The 23233-nt window shown below is 72.0% G+C and carries 25 protein-coding genes and 1 tRNA gene; 5 read left to right on the top strand and 21 right to left on the bottom strand.

Annotation, left to right across the window (positions count from 1 at the left end):
- Positions 1 to 68 precede the first annotated feature (68 nt).
- The 5 genes from AAD528_RS10505 to AAD528_RS10525 all read right to left on the bottom strand — a co-directional run bounded on the left by AAD528_RS10505 (position 69) and on the right by AAD528_RS10525 (position 3126).
- Complete coding sequence (locus AAD528_RS10505; RefSeq protein ID WP_345752026.1) at positions 69 to 395, bottom strand: helicase; 327 nt, start codon at positions 393 to 395, stop codon at positions 69 to 71.
- Between the two features lie 6 nt (positions 396 to 401).
- The gene (locus AAD528_RS10510) at positions 402 to 749 is read right to left on the bottom strand and encodes a TadE family type IV pilus minor pilin (RefSeq protein ID WP_345752027.1); all 348 of its coding nucleotides are present in this window, start codon (positions 747 to 749) and stop codon (positions 402 to 404) included.
- A 62-nt stretch (positions 750 to 811) separates the two neighbouring features.
- Entirely contained in the window at positions 812 to 1012 is a 201-nt protein-coding gene (locus AAD528_RS10515; RefSeq protein WP_345752028.1) for a DUF4244 domain-containing protein, read from the bottom strand.
- A gap of 66 nt (positions 1013 to 1078) precedes the next feature.
- Positions 1079 to 1942 (bottom strand): type II secretion system F family protein, encoded by an 864-nt coding sequence (locus AAD528_RS10520; protein ID WP_345752029.1) that lies wholly within the window; start codon positions 1940 to 1942, stop codon positions 1079 to 1081.
- Between the two features lie 164 nt (positions 1943 to 2106).
- Positions 2107 to 3126, bottom strand: coding sequence for a TadA family conjugal transfer-associated ATPase (locus AAD528_RS10525; protein ID WP_345752030.1), 1020 nt, complete (start codon positions 3124 to 3126; stop codon positions 2107 to 2109).
- A 244-nt stretch (positions 3127 to 3370) separates the two neighbouring features.
- Between AAD528_RS10525 and acs the strand changes: the two genes are divergently transcribed.
- Positions 3371 to 5347, top strand: coding sequence for an acetate--CoA ligase (acs, locus tag AAD528_RS10530; protein ID WP_345752031.1), 1977 nt, complete (start codon positions 3371 to 3373; stop codon positions 5345 to 5347).
- Between the two features lie 73 nt (positions 5348 to 5420).
- Here acs and AAD528_RS10535 read toward each other — a convergent pair whose 3' ends face one another.
- Together AAD528_RS10535 and sp36 are read right to left on the bottom strand one after the other, a co-directional pair.
- A complete protein-coding gene (locus AAD528_RS10535) occupies positions 5421 to 5879 on the bottom strand; it encodes a RidA family protein (protein WP_345752032.1) in 459 nt (152 codons plus the stop codon).
- A complete protein-coding gene (gene sp36 / locus AAD528_RS10540; protein ID WP_345752033.1) occupies positions 5876 to 6094 on the bottom strand; it encodes a Sp36 family protein in 219 nt (72 codons plus the stop codon). Before sp36 ends, AAD528_RS10535 begins: the two co-directional genes overlap by 4 nt.
- 117 nt (positions 6095 to 6211) lie before the next feature.
- Here sp36 and AAD528_RS10545 point away from each other — a divergent pair, with 117 nt between their 5' ends.
- From AAD528_RS10545 to AAD528_RS10555, 3 genes are all read left to right on the top strand, one after another.
- A complete protein-coding gene (locus AAD528_RS10545) occupies positions 6212 to 8761 on the top strand; it encodes a transglycosylase domain-containing protein (RefSeq protein WP_345752034.1) in 2550 nt (849 codons plus the stop codon).
- Between the two features lie 8 nt (positions 8762 to 8769).
- On the top strand, positions 8770 to 9678 hold the full coding sequence (locus AAD528_RS10550) for a metallophosphoesterase (protein WP_375339608.1): 909 nt from the start codon (positions 8770 to 8772) through the stop codon (positions 9676 to 9678).
- A 69-nt stretch (positions 9679 to 9747) separates the two neighbouring features.
- Positions 9748 to 10317, top strand: a complete 570-nt coding sequence (locus AAD528_RS10555) for a hypothetical protein (protein ID WP_345752036.1) — start codon at positions 9748 to 9750, stop codon at positions 10315 to 10317.
- Positions 10318 to 10466: 149 nt separating this feature from the next.
- On the opposite strand, the gene AAD528_RS10560 is transcribed toward AAD528_RS10555, so the two are convergent.
- The 3 genes from AAD528_RS10560 to AAD528_RS10570 form a co-directional block, all read right to left on the bottom strand.
- Positions 10467 to 10676 carry a hypothetical protein gene (locus AAD528_RS10560; protein ID WP_345752037.1) on the bottom strand — a complete coding sequence of 70 codons (210 nt, stop codon included), beginning with the start codon at positions 10674 to 10676 and terminating at the stop codon, positions 10467 to 10469.
- 177 nt (positions 10677 to 10853) lie between these two features.
- A complete protein-coding gene (locus AAD528_RS10565; protein ID WP_345752038.1) occupies positions 10854 to 11711 on the bottom strand; it encodes a DUF2690 domain-containing protein in 858 nt (285 codons plus the stop codon).
- A gap of 151 nt (positions 11712 to 11862) precedes the next feature.
- Positions 11863 to 11936 (bottom strand) — tRNA-Pro (locus tag AAD528_RS10570).
- A 131-nt stretch (positions 11937 to 12067) separates the two neighbouring features.
- Here AAD528_RS10570 and AAD528_RS10575 point away from each other — a divergent pair.
- Positions 12068 to 12841 carry an HAD-IIB family hydrolase gene (locus AAD528_RS10575; protein ID WP_345752039.1) on the top strand — a complete coding sequence of 258 codons (774 nt, stop codon included), beginning with the start codon at positions 12068 to 12070 and terminating at the stop codon, positions 12839 to 12841.
- Positions 12842 to 12861: 20 nt separating this feature from the next.
- Here AAD528_RS10575 and AAD528_RS10580 read toward each other — a convergent pair whose 3' ends face one another.
- The 11 genes from AAD528_RS10580 to AAD528_RS10630 form a co-directional block, all read right to left on the bottom strand.
- Positions 12862 to 14307, bottom strand: coding sequence for an alpha-hydroxy acid oxidase (locus AAD528_RS10580; RefSeq protein WP_345752040.1), 1446 nt, complete (start codon positions 14305 to 14307; stop codon positions 12862 to 12864).
- Positions 14307 to 15041, bottom strand: coding sequence for a FadR/GntR family transcriptional regulator (locus tag AAD528_RS10585; RefSeq protein ID WP_345752041.1), 735 nt, complete (start codon positions 15039 to 15041; stop codon positions 14307 to 14309). Before AAD528_RS10585 ends, AAD528_RS10580 begins: the two co-directional genes overlap by 1 nt.
- Positions 15042 to 15162: 121 nt before the next feature.
- Positions 15163 to 16182: a UDP-glucose 4-epimerase GalE gene (galE, locus tag AAD528_RS10590; protein WP_345752042.1), complete on the bottom strand. Its 1020-nt coding sequence runs from the start codon at positions 16180 to 16182 to the stop codon at positions 15163 to 15165.
- 74 nt (positions 16183 to 16256) lie between these two features.
- Complete coding sequence (locus tag AAD528_RS10595; protein ID WP_345752043.1) at positions 16257 to 16910, bottom strand: thymidine kinase; 654 nt, start codon at positions 16908 to 16910, stop codon at positions 16257 to 16259.
- Positions 16911 to 16960: 50 nt separating this feature from the next.
- Positions 16961 to 17620 (bottom strand): hypothetical protein, encoded by a 660-nt coding sequence (locus tag AAD528_RS10600; RefSeq protein WP_345752044.1) that lies wholly within the window; start codon positions 17618 to 17620, stop codon positions 16961 to 16963.
- An 80-nt stretch (positions 17621 to 17700) separates the two neighbouring features.
- Positions 17701 to 18093: an NUDIX hydrolase gene (locus tag AAD528_RS10605; protein ID WP_345752045.1), complete on the bottom strand. Its 393-nt coding sequence runs from the start codon at positions 18091 to 18093 to the stop codon at positions 17701 to 17703.
- Between the two features lie 17 nt (positions 18094 to 18110).
- Positions 18111 to 19559, bottom strand: coding sequence for a malate dehydrogenase (quinone) (gene mqo, locus AAD528_RS10610; RefSeq protein ID WP_345752046.1), 1449 nt, complete (start codon positions 19557 to 19559; stop codon positions 18111 to 18113).
- A 176-nt stretch (positions 19560 to 19735) separates the two neighbouring features.
- Complete coding sequence (locus AAD528_RS10615) at positions 19736 to 20812, bottom strand: aspartate-semialdehyde dehydrogenase (RefSeq protein ID WP_345752047.1); 1077 nt, start codon at positions 20810 to 20812, stop codon at positions 19736 to 19738.
- Positions 20813 to 20931: 119 nt separating this feature from the next.
- Positions 20932 to 21387: a GNAT family N-acetyltransferase gene (locus AAD528_RS10620; protein ID WP_345752048.1), complete on the bottom strand. Its 456-nt coding sequence runs from the start codon at positions 21385 to 21387 to the stop codon at positions 20932 to 20934.
- On the bottom strand, positions 21380 to 21883 hold the full coding sequence (locus tag AAD528_RS10625) for a GNAT family N-acetyltransferase (protein ID WP_345752049.1): 504 nt from the start codon (positions 21881 to 21883) through the stop codon (positions 21380 to 21382). Before AAD528_RS10625 ends, AAD528_RS10620 begins: the two co-directional genes overlap by 8 nt.
- A 3-nt stretch (positions 21884 to 21886) precedes the next feature.
- Complete coding sequence (locus tag AAD528_RS10630; protein ID WP_345752050.1) at positions 21887 to 23194, bottom strand: aspartate kinase; 1308 nt, start codon at positions 23192 to 23194, stop codon at positions 21887 to 21889.
- Between the last annotated feature and the right edge of the window lie 39 nt (positions 23195 to 23233).

The following is a 23233-nucleotide window of genomic DNA, read 5'->3' on the forward strand; positions in this document are numbered from 1 at the left end:
TGTCCTTTCGTCGTTGCACACAATACATATAGAGCGATGTGCATCGGCTCGCGTCCTTCGACGTCGGATCATCCCGGGAGCGGCGGCGGGCCGGCGCGGGCGGCGGCGCGGACGGGCAGCCCCGCGAAGGTCCCCGCGACCGCGACGGTGGCCACGAGCCCGTCCACCGCGCAGGATGCGACCGCCGCCCGCTGTGCGCCCGCCACCTCGGCGGCCCGGGCGCAGGGGTCGCCGGGGATCGCACCGCTCGCGCTGTCGGCCGCGGCGAGCGCTGCGGCATCCGCGACGCCCGCCATGCGCTGGCTCTCGGCCGCGGCGGCGCCCGCGGCCGTGAGGCCGAGCATCAGCACGGCCACGGCACCGGCCATCCCGGCCGCGAGGGCGGATCCGGCCATGGCGGATCACCGTCCCCCGCCGAGCGCGCAGCTGACCGCGCGCAGCGGGATCGCGATGCCGGCCACCCGCGCATCGACGGCTGCGGTGACGCACACCAGGTCGCCGCGCCACGCGACCGACGCACCCGCGCCGCGCACCTGGGCGACGACGCCCGCGGCGCTGCCCTCGGGCTCGCCGCGCGCGACGAGCCGCGCGCCGTCGGCGGCGGCGTCCTGCAGCCGCACCTGCGTCGACGCGGCGAGCAGCCCGCCGATGCCGAGGGCGACCACGACCATGACGGCGGGCAGCGCGACGGCGAGCTCGGCCGCGACCGAGCCGCGCTCCCCGGCGCCCGCGTCCCCGCCGGCGGGCACAGCCGAGCCGTGCCGGGGCGGCGTCGTGCCGCCGCCCCGGCGGGCCGGATGACCCCCGCTCGTCACGCGACCGACAGCGCGCGGCGCACGAGATCCGTCAGGATCTCGCGCACCTCGCCCGAGCGCATGATGACGACCAGGACGCCGGCGAACGCGACCGCGGCCATCGTGACGATCGCGTACTCGGCGGTGGAGGCGCCGGCGTCGTCGGCCAGCAGGCCGGCGACGCCGCGCGGACGGACGGGGGTGGCGTATTCGATCATGGTTCCTTCTTTCTTCGGGTCGTCCCGCGGGTCTCTCCCGCAGGGGTGCGGCCGGGCGGCCGCGGATCACCCGGGCAGTTCCGGGAGCGGGGTGGCGGCGAGCACGCCGAGCAGCATGGGTGCGACGCCGAGGCACAGGAACGCCGGCAGCGTGCACGCGCCGAGCGGCAGCAGCAGGCGCGCGCCGAGCCGCGCCGCGCGCAGCCGCCCCTCGGTGCGGGCGCTCTGACGCTCGTGCGCCGCCGTGGCGCGCAGCAGCTCGACGCCGGGGACGCCCGCATCGCGCGACAGCGCCAGCACGGCGGCCGTCTCGTCGCCGCCGGGGCGCGGTCCGCCCGGAGCCTCCGCCACGAGCCGCCGGGCGCGCTCGATCGACGCGCCGCCGCTCAGGGCGATGGCCGTCAGCTCTGCGTGCATGCCCGGCGTGCCGGGCGGCGGCTGCGCGGAGCGCACGAGCCGGCGCGTCCAGCCGCGTGCCGCGAGCAGCAGCGCGACGCCCGCGATCAGGCACGCGATGCCGATCGGGTTCGTGAAGAGCACGCGGAGCACGTCGAAGCCGAGCGCGGCGCCGAGCAGCAGGCCCGCGAGCGGCAGCCACGTCATCAGCCGCGCCGTGCCGGCCGGCTCGGCCAGCGCGATCCGGACGTCGTCCTGCGCCTCCCGCGCGTCGCGCAGCGCCGCCGCGATCGACCGGAGGCAGTCGGCCAGCGGCGCGCCGACGGTCGCGGCGATCTCCCACGCGGCCGCGACGTCGCGCCAGGGATCGCCGCCGGGATGCCCGGCCTCGGCCTCGATCGCCTCGGACAGGGGCATCCCGGCGGACGCGCGGTGCGCGATCCGCTCGGCGTCGCCGTCGCCCGTGCCGGCGAGGTGCCGCCACGCGGCGTCCGGGCTCGCGCCGGCCTGCAGCAGCACGGCGAGCTTGAGCACGCGCCCCGCGATCGCGGCGGTTTCATCGTCGGCCCGCGTTCGCGAGGAGATCCGCGTTCGCGAGGAGGATCCCGCGCGATCCCTCCTCGATTCCGCGGATCTCCTCGCGGAGCCCCGTGGTGATCCGTCCGCCGCCCCGTCCCCGGCCCTCGCCCGCAACCCGCTCACGCCGCCTCCCTCCAGGGCGCGACGGGCTCGATGCCGAGCCGCCCGCCCGTCTCCGTGAACCGGCCGACGCTCGCCAGCCGGCGCGATCCGTCCGGCCGCCGTTCGAGGTGCAGCACGAAGCCGATCGCGCTGCACACCTGCCGCGCGACGGCGTGGTCGTCCATGCCTGCGAGCGCGCCGAGCGCCTCGAGCCGCGCCGGCACCTCGGCCAGGCCGCTCGCGTGCAGCGTGCCCGCCCCGCCGTCGTGCCCGGTGTTGAGCGCCGTGAGCAGCTCGCGCACCTCCTCGCCGCGGCACTCGCCCACGACGATCCGGTCGGGCCGCATCCGCAGCGACTCCCGCACCAGGCGGGCGAGGTCGATCGCGCCGGCGCCCTCGAGGTTCGCCTGCCGCGCCTCGAGCGACACGTGGTGCGGATGCGCGATGCGCAGCTCGGCGACGTCCTCGATCGTCACGATGCGCTCGTGCGCCGGCGCGTGGGCGAGCAGCGCGCCCAGCAGGGTGGTCTTCCCGGTGCCCGCGGCGCCGCTGATCAGCAGGTTCTCGCGGTCGCGCACGATCCGCACGAGCCACCGCCGGGCGTCCTCGCCGAACGACCCGCCCCGGCAGAGCGCGTCGAGATCGGCGCCGCGCAGCCGCGGGATCCGGATCGACAGTGCCGTGCCGCTCGTGGCGACCGGCGGCAGCACGGCGTGCACTCGGATGCCGCCCGGCAGCCGCACGTCGACGCACGGGGTCGCGTCGTCGATGTGCCGTCCGCCCCGGGCGATGAGCGATCCGGCGAGCTCCCGCACCTCGCGCTCGGACGCGCGCCACGACGGATCCGGGCGCGGACCGTCGCCGCGGTCGACGAACAGCCCCGTCGCGCCGTTGACGAACACGTCGGTCACGGCCGGGTCCGAGAGGTAGGGCGTGAGCGCGCCGAGCGGCGTCGCGGGCGCGGCGAGCTCCTCCCCGGGCGCGGGAGGATCCGGATCCCTCCGCGCCCGGGGCTGCACGACGAACGCCTCTGCCATGCCCCGACGCTAGAAATCCCGGCGGGGCATCGGGACGCGATCCGGTCCTCTGCCGCACAACCGGCGCGCCCTGGCGTCTGTGGACGAGCGGTACTCCCTTTCGTCGGTATCAGCCCGCCGACCGCGGGCGTACGTTCGAGAGCACGGGCCCCGCCCGGACGGGCGCCGGCACGGCCGGCCCCGGGTCGCCGCACAGCCGCGGCGAGATCCGAGTACCGCACGTCGCAAAGGAGCGCACAGCCAGATGAGCGCGGAGAACACCATCGACCACCTGCTCAGCGAGACCCGGCGCTTCGCGCCCTCTGCCGAGTTCGCCGCGGAGGCCATCGCCGGCGCCGACCTCTACGAGAAGGCCGACACCGACCGCGAGGGCTTCTGGGCCGAGCAGTCCCGCGAGCTGCTGCACTGGCACACGCCGTTCACGCAGGTGCTCGACTGGTCGAACCCGCCGTTCGCGAAGTGGTTCGCCGACGGCCAGCTGAACGTCGCGTACAACTGCCTCGACCGCCACGTCGCGGCCGGCAACGGCGACCGGGTCGCGCTGCTGTGGGAGGGCGAGCCAGGAGATTCGCGCCGGATCACGTACGCCGAGCTGACCGACGAGGTCAACCGCCTCTCGAACGTGCTGACGGACCTCGGCATCGGCCAGGGCGATCGCGTCGCGATCTACCTGCCGATGATCCCCGAAGCCGTCGCCTCGATGCTCGCGGTCGCGCGGCTGGGCGCGATCCACTCGGTCGTCTTCGGCGGATTCAGCGCCGACAGCATCCGCTCGCGCATCGACGACGCCGGCGCGAAGCTCGTGATCACCGCCGACGGCGGCTGGCGCAAGGGCAAGGTCTCGCCGCTCAAGCCGGCCGTCGACCAGGCGCTCGCCGACCGCAACGGCCAGGGCGAGCAGACGACGGTCGAGCACGTGCTGGTCGTCAAGCGGGGCGACAACGAGGTCGACTGGGTCGAGGGTCGCGACGTCTGGTACCACGAGGTCGTGCCGCAGGCCCCGGCCGAGCACGAGGCGCAGGCGTTCGAAGCCGAGAACCCGCTGTTCATCCTGTACACGTCGGGCACGACCGGGAAGCCCAAGGGCATCCTGCACACCTCGGGCGGCTACCTGACGCAGGCGTCGTTCACCCATCGCAACGTGTTCGACCTGCACCCCGAGACCGACGTGTACTGGTGCACGGCGGACATCGGATGGATCACGGGGCACTCGTATGTCGTGTACGGCCCGCTCGCGAACGGCGCCACGCAGGTGCTGTACGAGGGCACGCCCGAGCACCCGGAGCCTGGCCGCTGGTGGGACGTCATCCAGAAGTACGGCGTGACGATCTTCTACACCGCGCCCACGGCGATCCGCGGGTTCATGAAGCAGGGCCGGCAGATCCCCCAGGCCCGCGACCTGTCGTCGCTGCGCGTGCTCGGCTCGGTGGGCGAGCCCATCAACCCCGAGGCGTGGGTCTGGTACCGCGAGGTGATCGGCGCGGGGAAGACCCCCGTGGTCGACACGTGGTGGCAGACGGAGACCGGCGCGATCATGGTGTCCGCGCTGCCCGGTGTCACCGAGACGAAGCCCGGATCCGCGCAGGTCGCGCTGCCCGGCATCTCGATCGACGTGGTGACCGAGGGCGGTGAGCCGGTCGGCAACGACGCCGGCGGCCTCCTCGTGATCACCGAGCCGTGGCCGAGCATGCTGCGCGGCATCTGGGGCGACCCGGAGCGGTTCAAGGAGACGTACTGGGACAAGTTCGCGACGCAGGGGTACTACTTCGCGGGCGACGGGGCGCGCCTGGACGAAGACGGCGACATCTGGCTGCTCGGCCGTGTCGACGACGTCATGAACGTCTCGGGCCACCGCCTCTCCACCGCCGAGATCGAGTCGTCGCTCGTGGCGCACGAGGCCACCGCCGAGGCCGCGGTCGTGGGCGCGAACGACGAGACGACGGGCCAGGCCGTCGTGGCGTTCGTCATCCTGAAGGAGAGCTACCTCAGGAAGCACAGCCCGGAGGGCCTCGCGCAGCAGCTGCGCCAGTGGGTGTCCGACCAGATCGGCGCGATCGCCCGGCCGCGCGACATCTACATCGTGGGCGAGCTGCCCAAGACGCGCTCGGGCAAGATCATGCGCCGCCTGCTGCGCGACGTCGCCGAGGGCCGCGAGGTCGGCGACACCACCACGCTGGCGGACACCGCGGTGATGAGCGTGATCTCGGCCCAGGTCAGGTAAGCCGACACCGCAACGCCCCGCCGAGACCGCAGTGGCGACACGCAGTCTCGGCGGGGCGTTGCTGTCTCACGGCTCAGGCGAGGGTGAACGCGACCTCGACCTCGACGGGCGCGTCGAGCGGCAGCACCGAGACGCCGACCGCCGAGCGGGAGTGACGGCCCTCGTCGCCGAAGATCTCGCCGAGCACCTCGCTCGCGCCGTTGATCACGCCGGGCTGGCCCGTGAAGGACGGGTCGGATGCGACGAAGCCGGTCACCTTCAGCACGCCGGCCAGGCGGTCCACGCCGCCCGCGGCATCCGCCGCCGCGGCGAGCGCGTTCAGCGCGCACCGACGGGCGAGGTCTCGGGCGTCCTCGGCCGAGACCTCGGCGCCGACCTTGCCAGTCGCGGACAGCGAGCCGTCGACCATGGGCAGCTGGCCCGAGGTCTGCACGACGTCGCCGTGCACCTTCGCGGGGATGTACGCCGCGACCGGGGACACCACCGGCGGCAGCTCGATGCCGAGCTCGGCGAGCCGGGCCGAGACGCTCACTGATCGCCCTCGAACTGCTTGGCCGCCTCGGCCGCGTGGCCCAGGCCCGCGTTCGCGGCTCCGCCCCCGATGGGGCGCTTGAGGTAGGCGACGAGGCCGCCCTCGTTGTTCGACACGACCTGCACGAGCTCCCAGCCCTGCTTGCCCCAGTTGTTCAGGATGGCCGCCGTGTTGTGGATCAGCAGCGGCGTGGTGAGGTACTCCCACGTGGTCATGGGGCGGTCCTTCCGGGTCGGGACGCCGGCCGCGGACGGCCGGACGAGGGCAGGGGCGAGCGCCGCGACGCGCCCGGGATCCGGAGATCGCTCAGGCTGACGGCATACGATCACCCTATGCCTCAAGGAAAAAGGACGGCCAGCGGTGTGCTCGGCGGTGTGCTGGGCCTCGTCGGCCTGAGCGCCATCGCCGGTGTCCTCGTCACCGCGACGGTCACCCCGGCGATCGCCGTCTCGGGCTATGCGGCCTCGAGCGCGATCACGCTGTTCGACAACCTTCCGAGCTATCTCGAGGTCGACGAGCCGATGCTGCCGACCACGATCTACGCCGAGGACCCGAACACCGGAGACCAGCGCGAACTGGCGTCGTTCTACGACCAGAACCGCACCCCGGTGGCGTGGGACGAGGTCGCGACGGTCATGTACGACTCGATCATCTCGAGCGAGGACCCGCGCTACTACGAGCACGGCGGCGTCGACCTGATCGGCACCTCGCGCGCCCTGCTGAACAACGCCGGCGGCGGCGACACGCAGGGCGGATCGTCCATCAGCCAGCAGTACGTGAAGAACGTGCTGATCCAGGAGTGCGAGAAGGAAGCACCCGCGGACGAGCTCGAGGCGTGCTGGGTGAAGGCGACCCAGGCGAAGGGCATCGACGGCTACGAGCGAAAGCTCCAGGAGATGCGCTACGCGATCGCCATCGAGAAGGAGTACTCGAAGAACGACATCCTTCTCGGGTATCTCAACATCGCGAACTTCGGCGGCGTGACCTACGGCATCGAGGCCGCCGCGCAGTACTACTTCGGCGTCTCGGCGAAGGATCTGAGCATCACGCAGGCGGCCACGCTCGCCGGCATCGTGCAGAACCCGAACTACTACCGGATCGACCAGAAGGACAACGAGGTCAACGGCGAGGCCAACGGCTACGAGGCCACCGAGAACCGCCGCAACTACGTGCTGACCCGTCTGTACGAGGACGGCAAGATCACGGAGGACGAGTACAAGGAGGCCCACGCCTCCCCGGTCGAGCCGAACATCCACCCCCGCCAGAAGGGCTGCATCACGGCCGGCGGATCGGCCTACTTCTGCGAGTACGTCAAGAACGTCATCGAGAACGATCCCGCCTTCGGCGAGACCCCCGAGGCACGCCGCGAGCTGCTGCGCCGCGGCGGACTGAAGGTCTACACGACCATCGATCTGACGCTGCAGATGGCCGCCGAGCAGGCGATGAAGGACAACGCGCCGACGAACATCCCTGGCATGCAGTTCGGCTCGGCCGGCGTCTCGCTCGAGGCCGACACGGGCCGCATCCTGCAGATGGTGCAGAACACCGAGTTCAGCGAGGATCCGGAGGTCCTCAACACCCAGCCGGGCCACTCGGCCCAGGTGTGGGCCGCCGACGCCGAGCACGGCAGCTCGAACGGCTTCTCGGTCGGATCGACGTTCAAGGTGTTCACCCTGCTCGACTGGCTCGAGCACGGCCGCTCGATCAACGAGCGGCTGAACGGAGTGAATCGCATCTTCCCCGCGTTCAACTGCGACGGCAATCCGATGCCGTTCGGAACGAAGAAGATCGGCAACTTCGCGAACAATCCGGGCTTCTTCGGCAGCGTCAGGCAGTTCACCGAGCAGTCGCTGAACTCGGGATACTTCGCGATGGCGCAGCAGCTCAACCTGTGCGACATCATGCGCGTCGCCGACCGCCTCGACGTCAAGACGGGCGACGGCAAGAAGATCTCGGAGAACGTGCAGGGCCCGTACGACATCCTCGGCTCGTTCAACGTCGCGCCCATCTCGATGGCCTCGGTCTACGCCACGATCGCCAACAACGGCCTGCAGTGCCCGCCCAAGGCCATCGACAAGATCGTCGACGCCGACGGCAACGAGATGAAGCTCCCCGACAGCAAGTGCGAGCAGAAGATCAAGCCGGAGATCGCGGCGACCGCCGCGGCGGCCCTCTCGGGTGTCATGAACGGCGGCACGGGCGGCCCGGCGCACGCCCCCGACGCCACCCCCGTGATCGGCAAGACCGGAACGCACGAGACGCTGCAGACCTCGATGATCCAGTCGTCGACGAAGGTCGCGACCGCGGTGTGGGTCGGCAACGTCGAGGGCGAGGCGGACCTGTTCCGCACGTACGTCCCGGCCGGCCAGGTGTCGCAGCTGCGCTACTACATCTCGAAGCGCATCCAGGGCGCGGCGAACGCCGCGTACGGCGGTGACCCGTTCCCGCCGCCGGACCAGAACCTGACCCGTCAGATCCTGGCCGACCTGCCGAGCGTGGTGGGCAAGTCCGTCACGGAGGCGCAGAACATCCTCTGGGCCGCCGGCTTCAGCCCCGTCGTGGGCGAACCGGTTCCGGGCATGCAGCCCGAGGGCCTGATCGAGACGCAGGATCCGGGTGCCGGCCGCGTTCCGAGCGGCACGTCCGTCACGATCAGCCCGAGCAACGGCCAGGGCAGCACGGTCCCGGACGTGAAGGGCCAGTCGCTGCAGGACGCCATGGCGGCCATCGCGGGTGCCGGGTTCGTCCCGGAGCGCGGCGACTGCGAGAAGAAGAGCAAAGCCGGCGCGGGCAAGGTCACGGGCACGAGCCCGGGCGCCGGCGAGGTGCTGACGCAGGGCAGCAAGGTCTCCATCGACTACCAAGCCCGCAAGTGCAGCTAGTGAGCTCGCTGGCACGCGGCACGGCCGTGCTGGGCGCCATCGCGGCGTCCGGCGCGGCCGCGGCCGTCTGGGGCGTGGGCATCGAGCGCCAGCTGTTCACGGTGCGCCGTCACGTCGTGCGTCTGCTCGACCCGGGCGCCGCGCCCATCCGGATCCTGCACATCTCCGACGCCCACATGGCCCCGTGGCAGCACCGCAAGCAGCGGTGGATGGCGGGGCTGGTCGCGCTGCGTCCCGACCTGGTGATCAGCACGGGCGACAGCCTGGGTCACGCCCAGGGCCTGGACGGCATCCGCACCGCGCTCTCCCCGCTGCGGGGCGTGCCGGGAGTGTTCGTGCACGGCTCGAACGACATGTGGGGCCCGGGGCCGCGCAATCCGCTCCTCTACTTCCAGGGCCCGTCGAAGCGCCCGCAGAAGGCGGTGCCCCTGGACACCGCGTCGCTCGACGCGTTCATGACGGATGAGCTCGGCTGGCACAGCGTGGACAACGGCGCGGCCTCCCTGACGGTGCGCGGCACACGCGTGCGCCTGTTCGGCGTGGGCGACGCGCACCACCGCCTGGACGACATGGACGCCGCCGCCTCGGCGCTCGCGGAGCAGCCCGACGCCCCACTCACGCTCGGCGTCGCGCACGCGCCCTATCGTGGCGTGCTCGACGGCCTGACCGGGCACGGCGCGGACATGCTGTTCGCGGGTCACACGCACGGCGGCCAGGTGCGCGTGCCGTTCTACGGCGCGCTGGTCGCGAACTGCGACATCCCGCTCCGCCAGGCCCGCGGCCTGTCGATGTGGTCGCACCGCGGCCGCGTGGTGCCCCTGAACGTCAGCGCGGGCCTCGGTCACTCGATCTATGCTCCCGTGCGCTTCGCCTGCCGTCCCGAGGTGTCGCTCATCACGCTCGCCCCGCGCGCGTAGCGGGTCCGGCCTCGCCGCCCAGGGCGCGTGCGCCGGGCGATCCGGACCCCGCCTGGCAGGATGGCGAGGATGATCGCCGTCGAGATCCTGCCGGTCACGCTGCCGGACAGCGTGGAAGCGAGCGATGCGCGGGACTTCCTGGACTACGTCCGGATCGCCGGCACCGTCACGCGCGAGCAGAGCGGGTCGAGCGCGCTCGCGCAGGATCCGGGCGAGATCCTGGCCCGGCTGCGCGATGCCGCGACCGCCACGTGGGTGCCGCTGCTGGCGCGGATCGCCGGCCGCCCCGCCGGCGCCGCGCAGTTCATGGCGCCGGCCGACGGCGGCGTGCTCGCCAACATCAGCGTGTTCGTCCCGCGCCGCGACACCGGGATCCTCGAGGCCATGCTCATCAAGACGGCCGAGGAGCAGGCCCGCTCACGCTGGCGCACCGCGTTGCGGGCCGTGAGCCTGCACCGTCCGGGTCCGGAGGGCGACGCGATCCCTACGGCATCCGGCGACGGATCGGTGCCGCGCGACCCGCAGGCGCGGGCACTCGCGGAGTCGGGCTACACGCTGGAGCGCGTGAGCAGGCACCCCGTTCCGCATCACGATCTCGAGTACCTCTCCGCCGAGTGGCGCAAGGCCCTCGCGGTCTGACGTCTAGGAGCCGCGAAGCCTCGAGTGCAGTCGCGGGGGTCTCCCCCGGCGGTCGGCGTGCGCGCTGCCTTCCAGTCCGCGCGCCAGCACCTGACAGCGTGTCTGCGCCGGGCGCAGCGGCGCGCCCTCGGCGACGCCGAGCACCGGCCTCACAGGCCGGCCGCCTTCGCCCACAGCGCCGAGCGTGCCGGCGGATGGGCGGCGCCCTCGACCGGCGGCATCGCGGAGTGCGCGGCGGGTGGGACGGTCTGCACCGGAGGGAAGGTGGATCGGCGCCGCGTGCGGTGGGACGGGCGCGGGCCGCGCTCGAACGCTTCCTCCGACGCGGGGACGACGGGGGCGATGAGGGGAGTTGTCATCGTGGCGTGCTCTCTGTGGGGGGAGCTCATGTCTACTGCGGAGCGCGCCATCCCGAGCGTCCGTGGAGGCCCGGAAAGTCAGGATCGGACGAATCCGGACAGCGGATCCTGCCAGGGCGGGCGGGACCGACGCCCGGCATGCCGCGTCCGGCATGAGCCGCGGCCCGGCCTGCGCGCCTAGATGCAGATGGGGTCGCCGAGGTCGATGCGCTTGCCGTCGGTGGTGAAGCTGCCCTCCGCGCACAGAAGCGTGTCCGGTGTCGGACGCACGACGAGGGTCGTGTACGCACCCTGGACGTCGTGCTCCGTCGCCTCCTGCCGGTCGGGCCCGTCGGGAGCGGTCTGGGGGTAGATCGCGATCGTGACGGTGTTGCCCTGGGCGAGCCCGTCATAGCGCGTGATCCGACCCCATCCCGCGTAGCACTTGTCCGACCAGACGATCTCGAGCAGCGAGTTGTCCGCACGGGTGTCGGCGGAGACCACCTTCGCGTCGTCGACGCAGGCGGTGAGCGCGGGATCCATCCCGTTGTCGACGGCGATCTGCGGCCCCGGCGTGACGCCGGCGGCCTGGAGCTGCCCTGAGTAGAGGTTGTGGACGACGAGCGCGGCCGCCGCGCCGCTGACGAGGGCGCCGACGGCGAAGGCCCCGACCGCCAGGAGGACGGCCGTGCGACGGCGCAGACGCGGCTCGGCGCGGGTGCTGTCCTGCCCCTCGGCGTCAGACGCCGGCGCCTCGGTCTCCGCGTCGAGCGCTCCGGCATCCGCTCCCGTGACGCGCGCGATCGCCTGGGCCAGCGCGTCCCGTCGGTCGTGCCAGCCCGGAACGTCTCCGCCGCAGGCGCGGACGATCCCGTCCACGGTCCGCGCGCTCGGGAGCACGCGCCCGGAGAAGGCCTCCGACAGCACGGTGCGGGAGATCCCGGTCTCCGCCTGAAGGCGCGCGAGGGTGGGGTTGCCGGCCTCGAGTCGCAGGCGCCTCAGGGCGGAGGCGAAGCGGGCGAGGTCGTCGTCGGCGGGGGATGCGTCGTGCTGCACTGAACACCTCGGGTATGCGGGGGGACATATCGATCGGGCCCCTCACATATATCAGAGCGGCGGCGCGTGCCCGCGCTCTCCTCCCGCCTCGAGGCGTCTCGCGGCCGAACGCGAAAGGGACCCGCCATCAGGCGGGTCCCTTCTCATGATGTCGGGGTGACAGGATTTGAACCTGCGGCCTCGTCGTCCCGAACGACGCGCGCTACCAAGCTGCGCCACACCCCGTTTTGCAACCCTGCAAGTCTACCCGATCCGAAGGGGTGCGACGAACAGAGCCGGATCAGGGCCGGATCGCCCGGAACGGAGGCTCCAGCCGATGACGGGGCCCGCGGTGCGATCCGCCTAGGCTGGAGGGCATGACTTCCGCGCCCCGCGTCGTGTCGTTCGACCTGGACGACACCCTCGCCCCCTCGAAGAGCCCGATCGACCCGCGCATCGGCGACCTGCTGATCCGGCTCGCCGAGCGTGTCGAGGTCGCGATCATCTCCGGCGGTCAGATCGGGCAGTTCCGCACGCAGGTCGTCGAGCGCCTGCCGCACGCACCCGCCGAGACGCTCGCGCACATCCACCTCCTGCCCACGTGCGGCACGCAGTACTTCCGCTTCGACGGCGACGATCTGGTCATGCTCTACGCGCAGGACCTCACGCCCGATGAGAAGCACCGCGCGCTCACCGCGGTCGAGGACGAGGCCCGCCGGCTTGGCCTCTGGGAGACGCAGACCTGGGGCCCCATTCTCGAGGACCGCGGCTCGCAGATCACGTTCTCGGCGCTCGGCCAGGCGGCTCCCGTCGACGCCAAGAAGGCGTGGGATCCGACCGGCGAGCGCAAGTCGCTGCTGCGCGACGCAGTCGCCGCGCGCGTGCCGGATCTCGAGGTGCGCTCCGGCGGATCCACCTCGGTCGACATCACCCGCAAGGGCATCGACAAGGCCTACGGCATGCGTCGCCTCGCCGAGGAGACCGGCGTCGCGCTGGCGAGCATGCTGTTCTACGGCGACCGTCTGGACCCGGACGGCAACGACTACCCCGTGCTCGCGATGGGCGACGTCGAGTGCGTCGCGGTCGAGGGCTGGGAGGACACGGCCGAGAAGCTCGAGGCGCTGCTGGAGAGCCTGCCCGAACGGGGCTGATCTCTCGGCCCGCGGGGGGCTCAGCCCTCCACGGCCCTGTCGGCGGCGCCCACGGCATCGGACGACTCCTTCGCGGCGTCCAGCGGCGTCGTGCCCGGCGTCCCGGCAGTCCTCGCGGCGGTGCTCTCGGCACGCTTCGCTGCGGGCTTCGGGGTCGTCGCTCGCGGCGTGCGGACCGGCGCCGCCTTGGGCGCGGCCTTGGACGCCGCCGCCTCCGCCGCGTGGCCGTATGCCAGCGACACCGGCGCAACGCGCGTGAGCTGCGTGACGTGGCGCGGCTCGAGCTCCTCGAGCGACTGCACGCCCAGCAGCTTCATGGTGCGCTCGATCTCGCTGCGCAGGATCGCGATCGTCCGGTCCACGCCCGCGCGGCCGCCGGCCATCAGGCCGTAGAGGTAGGCGCGGCCGATCAACGTGAACTTGGCGCCGAGCGCGACCGAGGCGACGATGTCGGCCCCGTTCATGATGCCCGTGTCGATCATCACCGTGGCGTCGCGGCCGACCTCGCGCACGACCTGCGGAAGCAGATGGAACGGGATCGGCGCCCGATCGAGCTGGCGGCCGCCGTGGTTCGAGAGCACCAGGCCGTCCACGCCCAGGTCGATCAGCTTCACCGCGTCGGGCACGTTCTGGACGCCCTTGATCACGATCTTCCCCGGCCACATCTCGCGGATCGTCGCGAGATCCTCGTAGCTGATGGTCGGGTCCATCGCCTGGCCGATCAGGTCGCCCACGGTGCCGCCCGTCGACGTCAGCGACGCGAACTCGAGCTTCGGCGTGGTGAGGAAGTCGAACCACCACCACGGCCGCGGCAGCGTGTCGATCACGGTCCTGAGCGTGAGCTGCGGCGGGATCGAGAAGCCGTTGCGGTAGTCGCGCATGCGGTTGCCCGCCACCGGGGTGTCGACCGTGAAGTGCAGCGTGTCGAAGCCCGCGGCGGCCGCGCGTCGCACGAGGCCGTACGACACCTCGCGATCGCGCAGCACGTACAGCTGGAACCAGTTGCGCCCGTCCGGGTTGGCCTTCACGACGTCCTCGATGGAGGTCGTCCCCAGGGTCGAGAGCGTGAAGGGGATGCCCGCGGCTCCCGCCGCGCCCGCACCCGCCGTCTCGCCCTCGGTCTGCATCAGGCGGGTGAAGCCGGTCGGCGCGATGCCGAACGGCAGCGCACTCGGCCCGCCCAGGATCTGCGTGGACGTGTCGACGTTCTCCGCCGGGCGCAGGATGTCCGGGTGGAACTCGATGTCCTCGAACGCCTGACGCGCGCGCAGGATCGACAGCTCGCCCTCGGCCGCGCCGTCCGTGTAGTCGAAGGCCGCCTTCGGCGTGCGGCGCTTGGCGATCGCGCGCAGATCCGCGATGGTGAGCGCATCCTGCAGCCGCCGGGCCTTGCCGTTGAAGCTCGGCTTCTTGAGCTGGACGTACTCGAAGACGTCCCTCGGGTTCGGGAGCTGGCGCTTGACCATCAGGGTCCTTTCCGTGACGGCGCGGAGGCGGTGAGGTGCGCCCGCGCGTAGAAGCCGGTGATGTGGGATCGGATGCGCTCGCGCGCGAGCTCGGGAACGCCCGCGCGCACCGCGTCGAGGACGGCCGCGTGCTCGGCGCGCAGGTCGGCCACGAGCGCCGGCCAGTCGGCGACGGCGGCCGCGCCCTCGCGTCCGTACGACTCGATCGCGGTGCGCAGGCCGGCCATGATCGCGGCGACGACGACGTTGCCCGAGGCCTCGGCGAGCGACAGGTGGAGGCGCGCGTCGAGCGCGAGGAACTCGTCGGGCTCGAGATCCGCCGCGTCCATCGCGGCCAGCAGGCTCTCCGATTCGGCGAGATCCGGATCCGCCCCGTCCCGGACGGCGACCGCCAGCGCATCCACGACCGAGCTCTCGAGCACCGCGCGCGTGGCGACCACGTCGGAGAACGGGAATCCCCGGGCGGCGAGCTGCAGGCGCAGCAGCGTGGCGACCCCGCCCTGCGGGGCGGCGACGATCATCGCGCCGGAGGACGGTCCGGATCCGGATGCCGTGCGCACGAGCCCCATCGACTCGAGCACCCGCAGGGCCTCGCGCACGCTCGAGCGTCCGACGCCGAGGGTGGACGCGAGCTCGCGCTCACCGGGCAGGCGATCGCCGGGCGCGAGGCGGCCCTCGAGCAGGTCGCCCTCGATCCGCTCGAGCACCGTGCGCCAGGCGCGCGTCTCGGACATCACCCTCCCCCGTTGTGGTCTGACCACACTAGCCCGTGTGGTCAGACCATGCAACGCATTCCTGCGACTCGCTCCTTCCGCTGCGGGTCTCCGCGCGTCGAAGCGACCGGCTCGCGGCCCCTCAGCCCTCGTAGCCGCCGGGGTTCTGCTGCTGCCAGTGCCAGACGTCGCGCGTCATGTCGTCGATTGTGAGGCGGGCCTTCCAGCCGAGTTCGCGCTCGGCCTTCGCGGGGTCGCAGTAGGTCGCGGCGAGGTCGCCCGGGCGACGGGGGCCGATCTCCTTGGGCAGCTCGCGCCCGATCGCCTTCTCGAACGACGCGATCAGCTCGAGCACGCTCACGGGGCGGCCGGTGCCGAGGTTGTAGACCGCGAATCCGGGCTGAGCCTTCTCCAGCGCGGCCACGTGGCCCTCCGCGAGGTCCACGACGTGGATGTAGTCGCGCTGCCCCGTGCCGTCGGGGGTGTCGTAGTCGTCGCCGAACACGCCGATCTTCTCGAGGCGTCCGACCGCGACGCGTGCCACGAACGGCATGAGGTTGTTCGGCGTGCCCTGCGGGTCCTCCCCGATCAGGCCCGAGGCGTGCGCGCCGACCGGGTTGAAGTACCGCAGCGAGGTGATGCTGACCTCGGGGTTGACCCGCTGCACGTCCTGCAGGACGACCTCGTTCATCAGCTTGGTCTTGGAGTACGGGTTCGACAGCTCGACCAGATCGCGGGTCGCGTCCTCCGTGAACGGCAGATCCGCCGGATCGGAGTACACGGTGCCGGTGCTGGAGAACACGAACGACCGGATCCCGTTCGCCAGGCCCACGCGCAGCAGCGCGAACGTCGAGTCGAGGTTGTTGGCGTAGTAGTCGAGCGGCTTCTGCGTCGACTCCCCCACGGCCTTGTGCGCGGCGAAGTGGATGATCGCCTCGAAGGGGCCGAGCTCGGCGAAGGCCCGCTCCACGACGTCGTCGTCCGCGGCGTCCCCGACGACGAGCGGCGCGCTCCTGCCGGTGATCTCCGCGATCCGCTGCTCCACGACCGCGCTGGTGTTGTCGAGGTTGTCGAGCAGGACGACGTCGTGCCCCGCGTCGAGGAGGGAGACGGCCGTGTGCGCACCGATGTACCCGGCTCCGCCGGCGAGAAGAACCTTCATGCCCTCAGCCTACGGGTGGGTGCCCTCGGGTCGAGCTCGCGAAGCGTCGCCCGAGCGCGTGCGAGACGGGTCTCTCAGGACGGCGCGAGGATGCCTCCGGACTCCTCCAGGTAGCAGGCCCCGCAGAGCGACTGGTAGGTGACGAAGTGCTCGTCGCGCACCGCGGCGCTGGCCGCGTCGATCGCGACCTGGTCGCCGTCGAACACGAACCTCCCGCCGATCACGCGGCCGTTGAACAGCGCCTTGCGGCCGCAGCGGCAGATGGTCTTGAGCTCCTCGAGCGTGTGCGCGATCTCGAGCAGGCGGCGGGAGCCCGGGAACGCCTCCGTGCGGAAGTCGGTGCGGATGCCGTATGCCATCACGGGAATGCCGTCCTCGACGGCGATCCGGAACAGGTCGTCGACCTGCGGGCCCGTCAGGAACTGGGCCTCGTCGATCAGCAGGCACGCGACGTCCGGCGAGCCGGGCAGGAGCGCGCCGTCCTCCGTGCGCACCCGCTCGCGCTCAGCGAGGAACTTCTCCCGCGCCGAGTCCGCGGGGCCGATCAGGAAGTCGGCCGTGCGCGTGACGCCGAGGCGGGACTCGATCTGGTCGGCGCCCTTGGTGTCGATGGCGGGCTTGGCGAGCAGGACGCGCTGGCCCCGCTCCTCGTAGTTGTAGGCCGCCTGCAGCAGGGACGTCGACTTCCCCGAGTTCATCGCCCCATAGCGGAAGTACAGTTTGGCCACGGCATCCAGCCTAGATCGGTCGACGCGCGGCGGCGGACGAGTGAGACGCCCTAGAGGAACCCGAGCAGCTGCGCGAGCAGCGTCCACCCGCCGTAGGCGGCGAGCGCGCCGCCGCCGGTCACGGCCGTCGCGAGGCCGACGCGGCGCCATGTGCGGGCGGTCGCGCCGTTCAGGCGCCGCGCGGGCACGCGGCCCCGCCGCGCGATCCGCTCGGCCGCGGTGTTCGCCGTCGTGACCGCCGTCGTGCTGTGCAGCTGCGCGGGCACGAGGGGCGATCCGGTCCACTTCTCCACGCTCCACGCGGTGACCTTCGCGGCGCCGTCGCGCAGCGGCCCGACGATCACGCCCTTCACGGTGCCGCCGCGGATCGCCTCGGGCGACAGGATCTGCGTCGTCAGCCGGCGGGCCGTGATCACGACGCGGTGGGCGTCGCGCATCCCCGCCTGCGCGAGCTGCACCGCGGTGGCGTGCATGCGGCGCTGCGCGCTCGGACGCAGCATCGGGTCGTGCGAGCCGGCGTCGATGCGATGCATCACGACTCGCACGTCGTCGAGCATCCGGTGCGCCTCGGCGAGGTAGCGCGCGGCCTGCGTGTGCGGACCCAGCGCGAGGAACTGGGCCTCCTCCGCGATCCGGTCCACGGCCTGGTCGAACTCGAACACGGCGCGACGGGGGTCGGCGTCGTCGATTCGTCGTTCGGGTGCGCTCATCGGTCCGTCTGTGCTCCGGGAGGGGGTCCCTGCCAGCATACGAGCGGCCGGCGCCGGCGGGGAGGGGAATCCAGGGCGGATCAGGGGCGCGTCAGCAGCGGGAAGACGATGTCCCGGTTCAGCGGGGCCTCGGCGTCGTCGGGCGCGGAGGGATCCACCCAGCGGAGCTCCTCGATCTCGGCCTGCACCGCCGGATCCACGCGCTCGCGCGCGACGAACACGGTCGCCCGCAGCGCGTGGCCCGACTCGTTCGCGGCGTGCGAGTCGAACGCGCCGAGCAGCTCGAGCCGCGCGGCGGGGATCTCGATCCCGAGCTCCTCCCGCACCTCGCGCACGGCCGTCTCGATCGGGAGCTCGCCCGGCTCGGGCTTGCCGCCGGGCAGCATCCACCGCGACGTGCCGCGCTTGCGCACGGTCAGCACGCGTCCGTCCTCGCGGATGAACGCGATGGCCGAGACCGTGATGACGGGCACGAGATCGGGCGCCGGCGCTACGCGGTGATGGCGAGCGCCTCGGCCGTGACGCGGGTCGACGCCTCGGCCTTGGCGGGCTCGTCGTTCAGGAAGTCGCCGTAGGTCGGGACCAGCTCGCGCAGCGTCGGCTCCCACTCGGCGAGCCGGTCGGCGAAGCAGCTCTTCAGCACGTTGAGCATGATCGTCGCGGCGGTCGAGGCGCCGGGCGAGGCGCCGAGCAGGCCCGCGATGGAGCCGTCGGCCGACGAGACGACCTCGGTGCCGAACTGCAGCTTGCCGCCCTTCATGACCTGCGCGCGCTGGCCGGCCTGGATGAGCTCCCAGTCCTCGTCCTGCGCGGTGGGCATGAACTCGCGGAGGCTGTCGAGCTTCTTCGCGCGGCTCTTGAGCAGCTCGCTCACGAGGTACTTCACGAGGTCGAGGTTGGTGGCGCCGACCTTCAGCATCGAGCCGAGGTTGTGGGCCCGCACCTGCGCGACGATGTCGAGCAGCGACCCCTCCTTGAGGAACTTCGGGCTGAAGGTCGCGAACGGACCGAACATCAGGGAGCCCTCGCCGTCGACCATGCGGGCGTCGAGGTGCGGCACCGACATCGGCGGCGCGCCGACGGCGGCCTGCGAGTACACCTTCGCGCGGTGCTGCGCGACGAGCTCGGGGTTCGTGGTCTTGAGGAACTGGCCGCCGATCGGGAAGACGCCGTAGCCGCGGATCTCCTTGATCCCGGATGCCTGCAGCAGCTTGATCGCCCAGCCGCCGGCGCCGACGAACACGAAGCGCGCGCGCACCTGGCCGGGGGTCCTGCCCACCTTGCCGCGGTACTTCACGAGCCAGGTGCCGTCCTTCTGCCGCTTGAGCGAGCGCACCTCGTGGTTCAGGCGCAGGTCGGCGCCGTTGTCGGTGAGGTGGCCGAACAGCTGGCGCGTCAGCGCGCCGAAGTCGACGTCGGTGCCCGAGGGAGTGCGGGTGGCCGCGAACGGCTCGTCCGTCTTGCGGCGCTTCCGCATCAGCAGCGGCGCCCACTGGTTGATGACGCGTGAGTCCTCGGAATACTCGATGCCCGCGAACAGCGGCTGCCGCCGCAGCGTCTCGTAGCGGCGCTTCAGATACGCCACGTCCTTCTCGCCGCGCACGAAGGTCATGTGCGGGGTCGCGTTGATGAACGTCGACGGCTCGTCCAGGACGCCCTTGGCGATCAGCGACGCCCACAGCTGGCGGCTCTGCTGGAACTGCTCGTTGATCTGGACCGCCTTGGACGGGTCCTCGGCGTCCGGCATGTAGTTCAGCTCGCACAGCGCGGCGTGACCGGTGCCCGCGTTGTTCCAGGCGTTGGAACTCTCCTGTGCCACCTCGCCCTGTCGCTCGAAGGCGACGATCTTCCAGTCGGGCTGCAGTTCTTTGAGGAGGGTGCCCAGGGTGGCGCTCATGATTCCGCCACCGATGAGCACGACGTCGACGGTTTCGCTCACCCGTCCATCCTAGTTCCGCGTCTGGGCGCGCCCTGACCGCGGGCGTCCCTCAGCGGTGCAAGAACGCGGGTTCTTGCCCCCTCCGTCAGAACACGTCCTCTCAACGGCGACATGCCATGTTCGCGCTCACACGGCATGTCCTCGCTGAGAGGAACGTGTTCTCGAGGAGAAAGGGATCAGACGGTCGCACGCGCCTGGATGTCGGCGGCGACGAGCTCGGCGATCTGCACGGCGTTGAGCGCCGCGCCCTTGCGGAGGTTGTCGTTCGAGATGAACAGCGCCAGGCCCCTGCCCTCCGGCGCGGCCAGGTCGGGGCGGATGCGGCCGACGAAGCTCGGGTCCTTGCCCGCCGCCTTGAGCGGCGTGGGAACCTCCTCGAGCGCGACGCCCGGAGCGTCCGCCAGCAGCTCGCGCGCGCGATCCGGCGTGATGTCGCGCGCGAACTCGGCGTTGATCGAGAGCGAGTGCCCCGTGAAGACCGGCACGCGCACGCAGGTGCCGGAGACGCGCAGGTCGGGCAGCTCGAGGATCTTGCGGCTCTCGTTGCGGAGCTTCTTCTCCTCGTCGGTCTCGTTCAGGCCGTCGTCGACGAGGTTTCCGGCGAACGGGATGACGCCGAACGCGACCGGCTCGACGTAGATCGACGGGGCGGGGAAGTCGACGGCGGATCCGTCGTGCACCAGCCCGAGGACGTCATCCTGGGCCAGGACGGCCTCCACCTGGCCGAGCAGCTCCTTCGCCCCGGCCAGGCCCGAGCCCGACACCGCCTGGTACGTGCTGACGGTGAGGCGCTCGAGACCGGCCTCGGCGTCGAGCACCTTCAGCACGGGCATGGCGGCCATCGTGGTGCAGTTCGGGTTGGCGATGATGCCCTTGACCGCCTCGGCGATCGCGTGCGGGTTCACCTCGCTGACGACGAGCGGGACCTCCGGGTCCATGCGCCAGGCGCTGGAGTTGTCGATCACGATCGCCCCGGCCTCGGCGAAGCGCGGCGCGTGCGCGCGGCTGCCGGTCGCGCCGGCGGAGAACAGCGCGATGTCGACGCCGGACGGATCGGCCGTCGCGATGTCCTCGATCACGACGTCGACGCCCTGGAAGCCGACCGTCGTGCCGGCCGAGCGCTCCGTGGCGAACAGGCGCAGCTCGCGGATCGGGAACGCCCGCTCCGCCAGGATCTCGCGCATCACGGTGCCGACCTGGCCGGTGGCGCCGACGACGGCGAGGGAGAGTCCGGATTCGGAGATGCGGGTCATGGCGGATCCTCGGGATGCTGCGGGTGGGGTTGGTCGATTGTACCGGCGGGCACGACGTGCTCCGCCCGGGATGACGCCCCGTGGCAGGAACCCTGCGGAGCGTGGCGCGGAGGCCTCTCTCAGGCGGGCGGCGCGATGTACGTCAGGAAGGGCGACCGCTCGGCGACGCGGTCGTACAGGCGACGGGCGTCGGTGTTGGTCTCGCTCGTGATCCAGCGGACCTCGAGCAGACCCTCGCCGGCGGCGATCTCCTGCAGGCGGCCGATGAGGGCGCGCCCGATGCCGCCGCCGCGGGCCTCCGGCGCGGTGAACAGGTCATCGAGGAAGACCGCGGTCCCGCCGCGCGACGGCCGCGCGAACCGGCGCCAGTGGGCGATCCCGGCGAGCATCCCGTCCCGCTCCGCGACGAGCCCGTGCAGCTCGTGGGCCTCGTCCCTCAGCCAGCCCCACACGGTGTCGACCACCGCGTCGTCGGGCGGCAGCGCGTAGAAGTCGCGGTAAGCGCGGAACAGGGCCGCCCAGCGGGGACGATCCGCATCCGCGACGGGGCGGATCCGGAACGGCGCGTCAGACATGGAGCTTGTAGCCGACGTGCGAGGCCTCGTAGCCGAGGCGCTCGTAGAACCGGTGCGCGTCCACGCGCTGGGCGTCGGACGTGAGCTGGACGAGGTGCGCGCCGCGCCGCGGGGCGATCTCGCCGACCCAGCGCATCAGCGCGCGGCCGATGCCCGCGGAGCGCAGGTCGTCGCGCACGCGCACGGTCTCGACCTGCAGCCGGGTCGTGCCGCGGCGCGACAGACCCGGGATGAGCGTGAGCTGCAGCGTCGCGATCACGGCGCCGCCGCGCTCGGCGACCAGCTGCACGTTCGACGGATCCTCCTGCAGCCGCTCCAGCGCGCTCGCGTACGCGGCGCGGTCCTCGTCCGACGCGGTGTCGCCCCGCGCGGCGCTCACCGGGTCGGCGGCGATCAGCGCGATCAGCGCGTCGAGGTCCGCGGGTCCGGCGGCGCGCACCCGGAAGGCGCCGTCGGTCGCGGTCAGCTCGACGGGGAGGTCCAGTCCCTGCAGCACGGGTCAGCGACCCGTGCCGGCGTAGACCGTGGCCTCGATCTCGCTGTCGAGACCGTACGCGGTGTGCACCGCGCGCGCGGCCTCGTCGAGCTCGTCTCCGCGCAGCACGACGGAGATCCGGATCTCGCTGGTCGAGATCATCTCGATGTTGACGCCCGTCGTGCTGAGCGCCTCGAACAGCGTGAGCGAGACGCCGGAGTGCGTGCGCATGCCCGCGCCGACCACCGAGAGCTTGCCGATCTGGTCGTCGTGCACGATGTTGTCGTAGCCGATGGTCTCCTGCGCGGCCGTCAGGACCTTCAGCACCTCGACCGCGGACTGCTTCGGGAGCGTGAAGGAGATGTCGGTGCGGCCCGGCTGGGCCGACTGCACGTTCTGCACGATCATGTCGATGTTCGCGCCGGTCTTGTTCACGAGCGAGAAGATCGCGGCGGCGGATCCGGGCACGTCCGGCACGCCGACGACCGTGATCTTCGCCTGGCTCTGATCGATCGCGACGCCCGTGACGACGGGCTCCTCCATGCCGATGACGTCCGCCATGGCTGACTCCTTGCTGCTCTGACGGGGGGAGGTCTGTCCCTCCCCCAGGACATAGGTTCCCTCGTTCGCGGTGAAAGTGGAACGGGCATGGATGAGCACGCCATGGCGGCGGGCGTACTCGACGGCGCGGATGTAGAGCACCTTGGCGCCGTTGGCGGCGAGCTCGAGCATCTCCTCGGCCGTCACCGTGTCGAGCTTGCGGGCGCGCGGGATGACGCGCGGATCCGCCGTGAAGATGCCGTCGACGTCGCTGTAGATCTCGCACACGTCGGCGCCGAGCGCGGCGGCGAGCGCGACCGCGGTCGTGTCGGACCCGCCGCGGCCGAGCGTGGTGATGTCGTCGTTGTCGGGGTTGACGCCCTGGAAGCCCGCGACGATCACGATCGCGCCCTCGTCCAGCGCGGCGCGCAGGCGCACCGGGGTGACATCGACGATGCGCGCGCTGCCGTGATCCGCGGTGGTGCGCATGCCGGCCTGGCTCCCGGTGAACGACCGGGCCTCGTAGCCCATCGAGTGGATCGCCATGGCGAGCAGCGCCATCGAGATGCGCTCGCCGCTCGACAGCAGCATGTCGAGCTCGCGCGGCGCGGGGATGGGCGCGACCTGCGCGGCGAGGTCGAGCAGCTCGTCGGTGGTGTCTCCCATCGCGCTGACGGCGACGACCACGTCGTTGCCGGCGCGGCGCGTGTCGACGATGCGCTTGGCGACGCGCTTGATGCTCTCGGCGTCGGCGACGGACGATCCGCCGAACTTCTGCACGATCAGTGCCACTGGGACTCCTGGGGATTCAGGACGTCTCGGATGCCCGCC

The organism is Microbacterium rhizophilum, assembly GCF_039605615.1.
Classification (GTDB): Bacteria; Actinomycetota; Actinomycetes; order Actinomycetales; family Microbacteriaceae; genus Microbacterium; species Microbacterium rhizophilus.